Annotated in this window: 12 protein-coding genes; 11 read left to right on the top strand and 1 reads right to left on the bottom strand. The window is 47.1% G+C overall.

Translation table 11 applies throughout. The annotated features are described in order from the left end of the window. Nucleotides 1-770: 770 nt before the first annotated feature. Complete coding sequence (locus BM299_RS19105) at nt 771-1001, bottom strand: hypothetical protein (RefSeq protein ID WP_131820657.1); 231 nt, start codon at nt 999-1001, stop codon at nt 771-773. 257 nt (nt 1002-1258) lie between these two features. On the opposite strand from BM299_RS19105, the gene BM299_RS14055 reads away from it, so the two are divergent. From BM299_RS14055 to BM299_RS14010, 11 genes are all read left to right on the top strand, one after another. Then, the gene (locus BM299_RS14055; protein ID WP_092485622.1) at nt 1259-2008 is read left to right on the top strand and encodes a hypothetical protein; all 750 of its coding nucleotides are present in this window, start codon (nt 1259-1261) and stop codon (nt 2006-2008) included. 97 nt (nt 2009-2105) lie between these two features. Beyond that, a complete protein-coding gene (locus tag BM299_RS19450; RefSeq protein ID WP_165608342.1) occupies nt 2106-2276 on the top strand; it encodes a hypothetical protein in 171 nt (56 codons plus the stop codon). 213 nt (nt 2277-2489) lie between these two features. Beyond that, entirely contained in the window at nt 2490-2963 is a 474-nt protein-coding gene (locus tag BM299_RS14050) for a hypothetical protein (protein WP_131820656.1), read from the top strand. Between the two features lie 29 nt (nt 2964-2992). Then, the gene (locus tag BM299_RS14045; RefSeq protein ID WP_131820655.1) at nt 2993-3442 is read left to right on the top strand and encodes a hypothetical protein; all 450 of its coding nucleotides are present in this window, start codon (nt 2993-2995) and stop codon (nt 3440-3442) included. Nucleotides 3443-3503: 61 nt separating this feature from the next. Continuing rightward, entirely contained in the window at nt 3504-3962 is a 459-nt protein-coding gene (locus BM299_RS14040) for a hypothetical protein (protein ID WP_092485613.1), read from the top strand. Between the two features lie 66 nt (nt 3963-4028). Beyond that, nucleotides 4029-4886, top strand: a complete 858-nt coding sequence (locus BM299_RS14035) for an ArdC-like ssDNA-binding domain-containing protein (RefSeq protein WP_092485610.1) — start codon at nt 4029-4031, stop codon at nt 4884-4886. A gap of 189 nt (nt 4887-5075) precedes the next feature. Continuing rightward, nucleotides 5076-5321 carry a hypothetical protein gene (locus BM299_RS14030; protein WP_092485607.1) on the top strand — a complete coding sequence of 82 codons (246 nt, stop codon included), beginning with the start codon at nt 5076-5078 and terminating at the stop codon, nt 5319-5321. 70 nt (nt 5322-5391) lie between these two features. Next, a complete protein-coding gene (locus BM299_RS14025) occupies nt 5392-5772 on the top strand; it encodes a DUF1257 domain-containing protein (RefSeq protein WP_092485604.1) in 381 nt (126 codons plus the stop codon). Between the two features lie 2 nt (nt 5773-5774). After that, nucleotides 5775-5981: a DUF2997 domain-containing protein gene (locus BM299_RS14020; RefSeq protein WP_207545194.1), complete on the top strand. Its 207-nt coding sequence runs from the start codon at nt 5775-5777 to the stop codon at nt 5979-5981. A gap of 371 nt (nt 5982-6352) precedes the next feature. Then, complete coding sequence (locus tag BM299_RS14015; protein ID WP_165608341.1) at nt 6353-7954, top strand: ATP-binding protein; 1602 nt, start codon at nt 6353-6355, stop codon at nt 7952-7954. A 49-nt stretch (nt 7955-8003) separates the two neighbouring features. Then, entirely contained in the window at nt 8004-9323 is a 1320-nt protein-coding gene (locus BM299_RS14010) for a DUF3150 domain-containing protein (protein ID WP_092485598.1), read from the top strand. Nucleotides 9324-9521: the final 198 nt, after the last annotated feature.

The raw sequence follows: 9521 nt of genomic DNA, 5'->3' as shown, positions 1-9521 counted from the left end.
CTTTATTTTATTTTGATATTCTGGTTGTTAAGATGGGCTTAACACCCATCTTTAATGTTATTTCTAATCTTTTAACCAAATAATGTTAATATGAATAAGGAATAGTGATATGGCGTGTATAATTATCTTGATATGCAATTATTTGCCACCTCCTTTTTGAGATGGCAAAGTGACGCCACGATGCCTTATACTGTTCATAATATGAGAAAGCAACATAATTATTCCTAATTTTTTTGACCAAAGCCGCGATTGACCCCGGTAAATATAACGTAGCACAGAAAACCTAACTTTACGGGGCGTCCATAACTACGAAATATCTTAATCCACCAATACGTGACTCCTGCTACAAAGAAAAGAGTGATAATGTTTAGCGAAAAAGGGATAGGTTATGTTTGGTTGATTTAAAAACAAAAATCATTCATACATCTTGACGATCTTAAATAATTGTGATATTTTCACTTTAAGGTTGTTGTTAACCTTTTCCTTTTACCACTGTATCAGTGGCATGTCCGGTTCAATGTTAACCGGTGTACCGTTTAACCGTGTTCTTAAACGGTGAGTCTGGCATCATTAAGCCAGGGTTCCGTGGTATTGCAGATAAGAACCTGCAGTACACGACGGACCGGTCCCGACGGAGGCCGAAACGATTACCGTCCCGGGTTGAATTCAGCCATGGAGTTTTGTTAAGCATTGCCTTTATGGCAGAAAGTTATTTCGACTGCTTCGGTCTTCGCGGTAGAGATTTAACGTTCAAATCAGCAAGCGGCTTACTATGCCATTTTTTTAAAAGCATAGGGGTCGCTTTTTATTTTTATGTGAGTAAGACGGGTTTGTATCACCCGTCTTTTATTTTTGGGTTGGTGGTTATCCCGTTTTAAATCCTTCTCCTGTCCGCCGTTCGTGGGGGTGTTGGTGGGCATGGAGGGGGGTGAGCTATTGTTCTCTGTTAAGCTCGTTGAATTAATTACTGCATTGCTCGCACTTTTAACTGCAATAGCCAAGCTTATAACCGCCCTTTATGTAAACAAGAAAAAAAGTTCGGATTAATTTCCGAACTTTAAGCAAGAATCCCTAAACAAAAACCACCACACCCCCACCCTTAAAGGGGCTGGCTGTTGTTTCGATAATAACACAGCCAACCGGAAAGTGTCAATGTATAACAATTTGCGGAAGAAAGGCAAGGATTAAGTTTAATATCTTTGCCCTAATAATTTTTAAGGAGGTGAGTGCGGTCACCTTTCCCGGTGTCCGCCGGCAAATGAAAGAAATTATTAAAAAGTTAATCAACAGTGAGATTGAGGATGCGGTGATCCAGGTGCATGTAGCGCGGCAGGCTTTATATGACTCTCTGGATGCGGTAAAACAAAAGGAAGTATTGGTAGCCGGCCAGGTTGCAGTTGAAAGAGGGAGAAGCGGTCCGGCTTTTCCAAACGAGGACGTGCGCAGGGCTGAAACAGCTATGCGGTTGCGCAGGGACGCTGAGTATCAGCGTCTTCAACAAAAACTCCAAGATGCAAGGGCCAACCTGGCGCTGGCTGAAGCGGCGCTGGAAAGGGAAAGAAGTGCACATAGCGGCCTTGTGGCTGCCGTGAACTTGCTTTCCGCAAAAGCGCAGGCCGGCCGGGATACATCCGGACTGAAGGATGAAATTGCCCGAGCACTTGGGATTGGTTCGGATAAATCCGATTCAAACGGACAATCAGCGCAAGCTAGCAAAGCACCTGCAGTTTCAACCGACAATACTACAGACGCGGGTACAGAGAATTCTCAAACGCAAGACAACGAGGATGGTCTGGAAACCGGAACATTTACGATTCTGGAAGTCCGGGACGGAAAGTCGCCTGGTACGGTCAGAGCCTGGTGCGAAGGCCCGGAAGGCAAAGTAGCCGTTTATGCAAAAAACGGTGTCGGTCAGATATTGCGCAATTCTCTGCACCGGCAAGTTGAAGCAAAATATCGCAGAGGAAATAAAGGTTTGATTGCCTTTAATGTCAGGTTGGCAGGTTAATTCGACAAACATATAGTTTACCCGGCGGGCCGGACCGCCCTGTCATTCATAAAAGAGGAGGTGAAGATGGGGCGGTGCCGGCGGCTGCCCCGTAAACATGAATTTGTTTGATCTGATGAGGCAAATTGACCCCAGTTTTGTAAAGTATGAGAGTGAATTGCAAAAATATGAGAAGGCAAAGGAAACATTGCAAGAAAAGATTGATGTTCTTTTTATGCCTGAAAAACTGGACAAAAGTGAGTGCAATAATGATCTTAAAGTAAGCTAAACGGAACGGTCTGCCGGTCCGAACCAATTCTGGAAAGGAGGGATTGGGGCGGGCCGGTGGCCTGCCCCGTATGTCATGCAAAAGCTTAATGTCTGTCATTATGATCGTCGGGGAAGAAAACGTTATTTAACCTTGCGATTTTTTGACAACGGAGAGATTTTCCCCCGGGATGCAGAGAAATGGGCACGATCGGTTGCTTCCGAGTGGGGGGAAGTGAACAGCCAGCGCAAAGTCCGGGTGCCAGAACTGCCTGGCCCGGCCTGGTGGTTTGATTGCTCCGGGCACGCAGGATATATTTTAGTGGCATCAGCAAACGAGGTGCCGAAAGAGTTAGCCAGGTTTGCCGCTGACGGAATTCTTGTCTGGGATACCAGCTGGGTTAAGCAATTTGGCGATCAATTTAACCGTATTACGGTCTTCCGATTTGAGGAGGATTGCGATTGGTCGGTTTTGGAGGTTTTGTATCCGGAAGTGGCACGTTGGAGCGTATGCGACATTGAAAGGGGTTGGGCCAAGGCTGAGTATCTGGATAAAAACCGCGCGTTATTGGCTCAGCAACGGTTGCAGTCACCCGAAGAAATTGATTTGCTGGTTGTTAAACGACTTCAAACGGCTTGCAAGTCAATCAGAGAGTGGCAGCCGCCTGAAGTAACCGAAAAGCTGCTCGATTTGGCGAAATCCGCGTAAAGTCTATTGACCAGGACAAGGCTATCCCATTGATTCCATGGAAAAGGAGGGATGGGGCGGTTTCGCCCGAGCGAGTTATGGCAACAAGCGAGACTATCTCAATTAACGGTCACTCAGTAGATGTTCTGATGGAGGCTCGTCGTTACCCGGGGACAATTTTTAAATGGGGTTATTGGAAGTTTAGCGATGAACCGGATAATTGTTACCGTTCCCTGGGGGACCCCTACAGTGGGCGCGGAGCTGCGAAACAAATACGACATGATGTAGAAAGGCAAGTGCGCCAGACATTGCACAATCCAACATTGTTTGCTCGAAAAAGCTTAATTGGGGCGATTGTGCAATATGAGGGCTCGAAATACATGGTAAAAGCACTTGATAGCATGTATCTGGTTATGGCTGTTGACATTAATAATGGCTCTATAAAGTCGCTGCCAGTAAGCAAGTTGCATGTTGCACTGCAGGAGAAGTTACTAAAATAGTTTAGTGCGAAAACCGGCGGTCAGGCCCGTCCAATTTCCGAAAGGGGGGGGGAAGGGGGCGGTGCCGGCGGCCGCCCCCTCTAATATGACAGTATATGCAAGATACGCCATTTTAGGTGGCAACGAAGAAAACAAGGTGGAACCGATTGAAATTGAAAAATGGGAACCACATCCGGAAAAGCCGGGTTATTTGAAATACACAGGCAACCGAACAATCGGTGAAATTTTTACCGATTTGCGAAAGAGGCTTAAAGAAGAGGGTCTTCTTCCGGATGAGTATTTTGATGTATTCTTGGGAGTTGACAAAAATGCGTCATTCCCTGTATATGCATGGATTGCCTGTTACCCGGTTACAGGCAGTAACGAAGGGCATTATATCCATATTAATGCTATGGCACCGAGAGAAATAGGTCGGGAAACGTTAATTGAAAGTAAGCTGATTTACTTGGGGAAAACATTCCAGGGTCTTGAATTCGCTTCGAAAGTGGCAGCTGCTTGCGCAAAGCATTTAGGTGCATGAAAAATCGGCCCAAACCATTTCCAGGAAGGAGGGAATGGGGCGGGCCGGTGGCCTGCCCCGCCTAAAATGGGAAATAAACTGAAAAATAATCCCAGTGATAAAGTTCGTGAGTTATATAACACGTTGAAAGAAGGCGTACAGGAAGCATTCACCAGCGGTCGGTTGAAAGAACTGGCCAGATTCTGGTCCATGTTCCACCGGTACAGCTTTGGAAATATACTGTTAATTTGGACGCAAAAACCGCAAGCAAGCCTGGTTGCGGGTATCAAGACGTGGAACAAGGCTGGTCGCAGGGTTAAAAAAGGTGAAAAGGGCATAAAAATTCTCGCGCCCAAGACCTATAAAAAGACAGTGGTGGACCAGGAAACCGGCGTGGAAACCGAAGAGGTGCGTCTGGCCGGGTTTCAGGTTGTTACCGTCTTTGACGTAACGCAAACCGAAGGAAAGCCTCTGCCAATCGAAAAGAAACTCGCCGACACCAGGGTAGGCCAAAACCTGTTCAAATGTGCCGTGGATGCCTGTCCGGTACCGGTTGTTTTTGACGATATAACCGGCGCTGCTAAAGGTTATTACGCGCCGAAAGAACGTCGTATAGTTCTATCCAGCGGGCTTGAAGGAGACGAGAAAGTTGCTGTCCTTCTGCACGAGATAGCTCACCACATAGCCCATGAAATTGGTGAACAAAAGTTGAGTAAAAGCAGGGCCGATGAGGAATATATCAAGGGTGAAATAGTGGCCGAGGGAGCTGCCTTTATAGCTTGCACGTACTTCGGCGTTGATTCCGGTTCACTGGCTTTCGACTACGTGGCAAGTTGGGCCGGGAATCCCGAGAAGGTGATCCGCTGGGGCGAAGCCGTACAAAAAGTAGCGCAAGGGTTAATTGACCTGATAGAAAAATCACAGAAAAGAGAGTTTGCAGCGTGAACGTATAGGCACCAAGTGTCTGCTGTAAGTATCATAACGGGTATTTTTATCCCGTTTTTTTAATGTATCCAGTGACAGTATAAAAGTCGTATTGAAAGATTGTTCAATTTTGCGCGGACATCTCCCGCGCTTCTATATCCTGCAAGGAGGTGAATAGGGCGCGGAAGGGATTACCCGCGCCCATAATAAATGCTTGAACAGGTAAGTTGGATTTACCGGCGCCCGGCAGAAGACGGTATCAGGATAATCTTCGATAATGACGTTGCGTTTTTTCCTATACCGCAAGACCTTTTTGTTTGCGATGTTTGTAACGCTGAAATTGATTTTCGGCCGGTGCCGGTAATTACCGGCTACGCTTACTGCGCTGAATGCTGCCGGCAATACTTTGGTTTTGACCCTCGCAATGAACATCCGGAGCAAATTGAAGTTAAGTAAGTGTTGGTAGAAAGCATGATGAGAAAAAGTTATTCAAGACTATATTTCATATTTGAGAGGAGGGCAATAAATGTCACATTGGTCCCGTGTAAAGACTAACATCAACAACATGGAAATTCTTGAATGTGCTGCAAAGAAACTTGGTTGCAGTATTTCCCGCAACTCAACTGCAAGGGGATATAAAAATATGGCATTGAAAGGTGAAATGGTTATCGCCGTCCCGGGCTCCCCTTATGACGTAGCGGTTAACCGTAACGAGGACGGAACATTAAGCCTAACAACTGATTGGTACCTTGGTTATGTGGCAAAGGTGCTGGGTCCTGATTTCGGCAGGCTCAAGCAACAGTATGCCCTGGAGATGGCCAGAAAGAGAGCCGCAATCCTGGGTGCTGCAGTAACTGAGGAAACCATGTCTGACGGCACCGTCCGCATGCGTATCAGGGGGGTGTAATTGTGATTGGCAAGGAAATTATTATCACCGTTAGTCCTGATGGAAACGTAAATATTGAGGCACAAGGGTATCAAGGACGTGAATGTATTAAGGCTACTGCCTCCTTTGAAAAGGATCTCGGCATTGTCGAAAAGCGCAAGTTTAAACCGGTAGCCCTCCAGGAAGAACAGGAGGTGGTTACAGGTGCCCGAAATAAGCTCCGTTATTAAAAATCGCGAAGTAGAAATTGTTATCCGCCCGGACGGGAGTGCAGAGACTTCCTGGTGGACACCGGCGCTTGCAGAAATAATGTGTGAGGTTTGCGGCAAAAGAAATTCAAAGGATTGTATTTCTTGTCTTAATAATAACCCATGGTGCGGTTAGAAATGGGCGTTCAAGCGCCCGTTCCGAAATTCACTTTTGCCCAGGGAGGTGAGCGGGCGGGCGCCATAGAAAGTGCGCCCGCCTTTAGTAAATGACAAACCGTAGTTGGATTGCAGAAATCCACAGAAAGTGGAACGCCGTTATTTCTCACGTCTTTATTTTACACTTTAATGTAAGGGATACCGCTGACGGTGTAAATTCCATGGTGGATTACCTTATGCAATCAAAACTGGTGGCAAGCCGAGATATTATAATATGCTACAACCGGTCGGCCGGTATCACCTTTCCGATTCCGTCCCACCGCAAAGTGTTGCTTGAAGAGTTAGGGTTTATGGCTGAATCTGAACCAACCTTGCCCGGTTTTGATGAAATTTTACCTCGGAAACCGGCGGCAGCCCTGGCTGTGATAGAGGCGGCGCTGCGCCTCTCCCGGCCGGGGGAAAACGGCAGACCGGAGGCCAGAACAGCGGTAATTGTTGATTATGCGGAAATGCTTGCACCGGCTGCGGATCTGGCGCATATGTCTTCACAGGATCGCACTGTGTTGACTACTTTGCAAAGGTGGGCAGTAGACCGTGAAATTATAACTTTGGGTTCTCCGGTGTTTTTAATTACAGAGAACCTTGCCGATGTGCACCCGGTGTTGAGATCTGCCAGCAGTCGTATTGAAGCAATCCAAGTGCCGCTGCCGGATACGGCCACAAGAGAAACATATATAACCGGTCTTTGTGAGAAATATGCAGAAGTGCCGTTAGAGGGTATAACTGTTCCACAAATGGCTAGGCTTACCGCCGGCCTGAAACGCCTGCACCTGGAAGACATCTTTCTCCGGGCGGAAGTGGACGGGATGCCGGTAACGTCGCAATTAGTCAAGGAAAGGAAAAGGGATATTATTGCCAGTGAATTTGGAGAGGTACTACAGATAATCGAACCCGAAACAGATTTTTCCCATATCGGCGGGATGGAGCACATTAAGAATTTCTTTCGCCGTAGCGTGATAAAGCCGCTGCAGGATGGAAACTCAAGACGTTGCCCTATGGGTATTTTGTTACCCGGTCCCGCCGGCACGGGTAAGACGATTCTTGCGGAGGCGGTGGCAAAAGAGTCGGGTATCAACTGCTGTATGCTGAACTTGGGTAAGATTATGGACAAGTGGGTAGGGTCCTCGGAGGCGAACCTGGATAAGGCACTGCAATGCATAGAAGCGCTTTCCCCCACTATCGTAATCGTGGATGAAATAGATCAATCGGGGTTATCCAGGGATAATAGCGGGGACTCGGGAGTTTCCAACAGGCTGTTCAAGCGCTTGCTTGAGTTCATGAGTGACACCAGGCACCGGGGTAGTGTAGTTTTTGTCGGGTTGACTAACCGGCCTGATAAAATGGATGCTGCGCTGAAAAGGCCGGGCAGGTTCGACAAAAAAGTTCCTGTTCTACCGCCGGAGGCTGGTGAGAGGGCGGATATATTCCGTGTTATGCTAAGAAAGTATCAAATTGAAAATAACCTGAAAGACCAGGAACTGGTTATGGTAGCCGAAGCCACGGAAGGTTACACCGGGGCGGAGATTGAGGCTCTCGTATTAAAAGCTTCGGAGGTGGCCGAGGACGCAGGCGTCCGGAGTGTGGATATGGAACACTTGCGTTATGCCCTGGATGTATATCGTCCGACAACCAGGGACATTGAAGTCATGACCAGGTTGGCATTGGAAGAATGTAACGATTTGGATTTATTACCGCCTGCATACCGGGAGAAGCTTGCGGAAAAGCGCAATATAAAAAAATTACAGAAGCAGGAAGGCAGGCAGCGCAGAACCATGTGAGAATCTTGGGGGCTTTATTGCCCCCTTAATATTTTTGTGAGGTGATAATATGCCCGGGCAAAACAATGATTCACAAAAAAAGAAAGCACAAGCTAAAGAAGCTATTAATGAACTCCTTGAAAATATAAAGTTAACCGAGTGTGAGGAAGAAGATATAGAAAAACAAAGAGCTGAAGTCGCGTCAAGACTGGGTGTACATTCCGATGACGTAGAAATGCGGATAGACGTTACTGCAACAAAATTGGCCAGGGAAGGTGTGCTGATGGAGTTGCACATAGCCCGCGAACGGTTTGAGAAACAGCTTTCCGCCGAGGACCTGGGGCTGGATGCGGACAGCGCGGAATATAAAGATTTTCTGACCCAGTACATCAACCTGGGGAGAAAGAGGTTAATACCGGCATCCTACTTGCGCAAGCTCAGTGCTCTGGAGATCAGGGCACGCAGGTTGCTTCGCGGGCACAGCTTCCAAACTGCCTGGGGCCATTTTGTGCCATATAAGGTTTACGACGAAGTTAAAAAAGGATTGACGGAAATAGAAAGGGAGTACCGGAAAGTTTACGATGAAATATTAGACCGGTATGACAGCATTCGCTTCAGCACATATGTTGAATACAGGAAAGCTGCCGTGGAGGTTTACAGGACCCTGAAAAAAGATCCGGATTGCCCGGTGCCGGAAGATTTCATCGATACTTTTGCCAGCCGAATAATGAACCACTTTCCAAGGAAAGAAGAGATTGCAGATTCATACCGGTTCAAAGTAAATTTAAGCTTTATTCCCGTTACTTCTACCATGCTGGAAATGGACGCTCACATGGCCATGACCAGGGTTAAACTGGAAACCCAGCAGGAAATTGTGTACCAGGTAAAACAGACCTACCAGCGTCAGGTCAAGGGATTCATATCCGATCTGGCTGTACACCTGCGCACAATGATTTTCGAGGCGGTGTCAGCGGCGCAAGAAAACCTGGAGAAACACGGCAACCTGCCCGGGCCAAGTGTGAGATCTCTGCGTTTGATCGTAGAGAAAGTCAAGGAGCTTAACTTCATGAATGACCGCCAGGTGCTGCAACACGTAGAGCAATTAAACGAAATGCTGGAAAGTTCGGCAAGTGACCGGGAAACGGGGGATATTGCGGGGTTGCTTCAAAAGATTGCCGAAGATAACCGCCGGGTGATCCTGGCCCTGGGACATGAACCGCGTTTGTCCCGCAACAAAGGTGAAATAGTGAATGATCTGAAAGAAATCAAGCAATCATCCGTTAACAGGCGGGCCAGGCGTGGAAGTTATAATGAACAAAGCGAAGAACCTGGGAAGCCGGTTAACCGCAGGCAGCGTGGTGTTATTGAAAAAACTGTGAGTATAATTTAAGCTGACTGAGAAAAACCCGGATGGCAAGATAGCTCCATCCGGGTTTTGGCTACCTAAATATAAGGCTTTGAGGTTAACCGTTGCTCTGTGCGGTTAACCCTTGTTGTGATTGTAAATTTGCTCTATAGCTTGTTTTGCAAGAATGTGGTAGTATAATAATAAAAGTTAACCGGTTAACCGTAGTTAACCCAATACAAG

This window comes from Desulfoscipio geothermicus DSM 3669, assembly GCF_900115975.1.
Taxonomy (GTDB): Bacteria; Bacillota; Desulfotomaculia; order Desulfotomaculales; family Desulfallaceae; genus Desulfoscipio; species Desulfoscipio geothermicus.
This window is presented reverse-complemented; position numbering and strand designations above follow the sequence as displayed.

Excerpts from the sequence above, each read along its gene's own strand:
- BM299_RS14055 (WP_092485622.1), top strand. The coding sequence starts at position 1,259 with ATGAAAGAAATTATTAAAAAGTTAATCAACAGTGAGATTGAGGATGCG.
- BM299_RS19450 (WP_165608342.1), top strand. The coding sequence starts at position 2,106 with ATGAATTTGTTTGATCTGATGAGGCAAATTGACCCCAGTTTTGTAAAG.
- BM299_RS14035 (WP_092485610.1), top strand. The coding sequence starts at position 4,029 with ATGGGAAATAAACTGAAAAATAATCCCAGTGATAAAGTTCGTGAGTTA.
- BM299_RS14030 (WP_092485607.1), top strand. The coding sequence starts at position 5,076 with ATGCTTGAACAGGTAAGTTGGATTTACCGGCGCCCGGCAGAAGACGGT.
- BM299_RS14025 (WP_092485604.1), top strand. The coding sequence starts at position 5,392 with ATGTCACATTGGTCCCGTGTAAAGACTAACATCAACAACATGGAAATT.
- BM299_RS14015 (WP_165608341.1), top strand. The coding sequence starts at position 6,353 with ATGCAATCAAAACTGGTGGCAAGCCGAGATATTATAATATGCTACAAC.
- BM299_RS14010 (WP_092485598.1), top strand. The coding sequence starts at position 8,004 with ATGCCCGGGCAAAACAATGATTCACAAAAAAAGAAAGCACAAGCTAAA.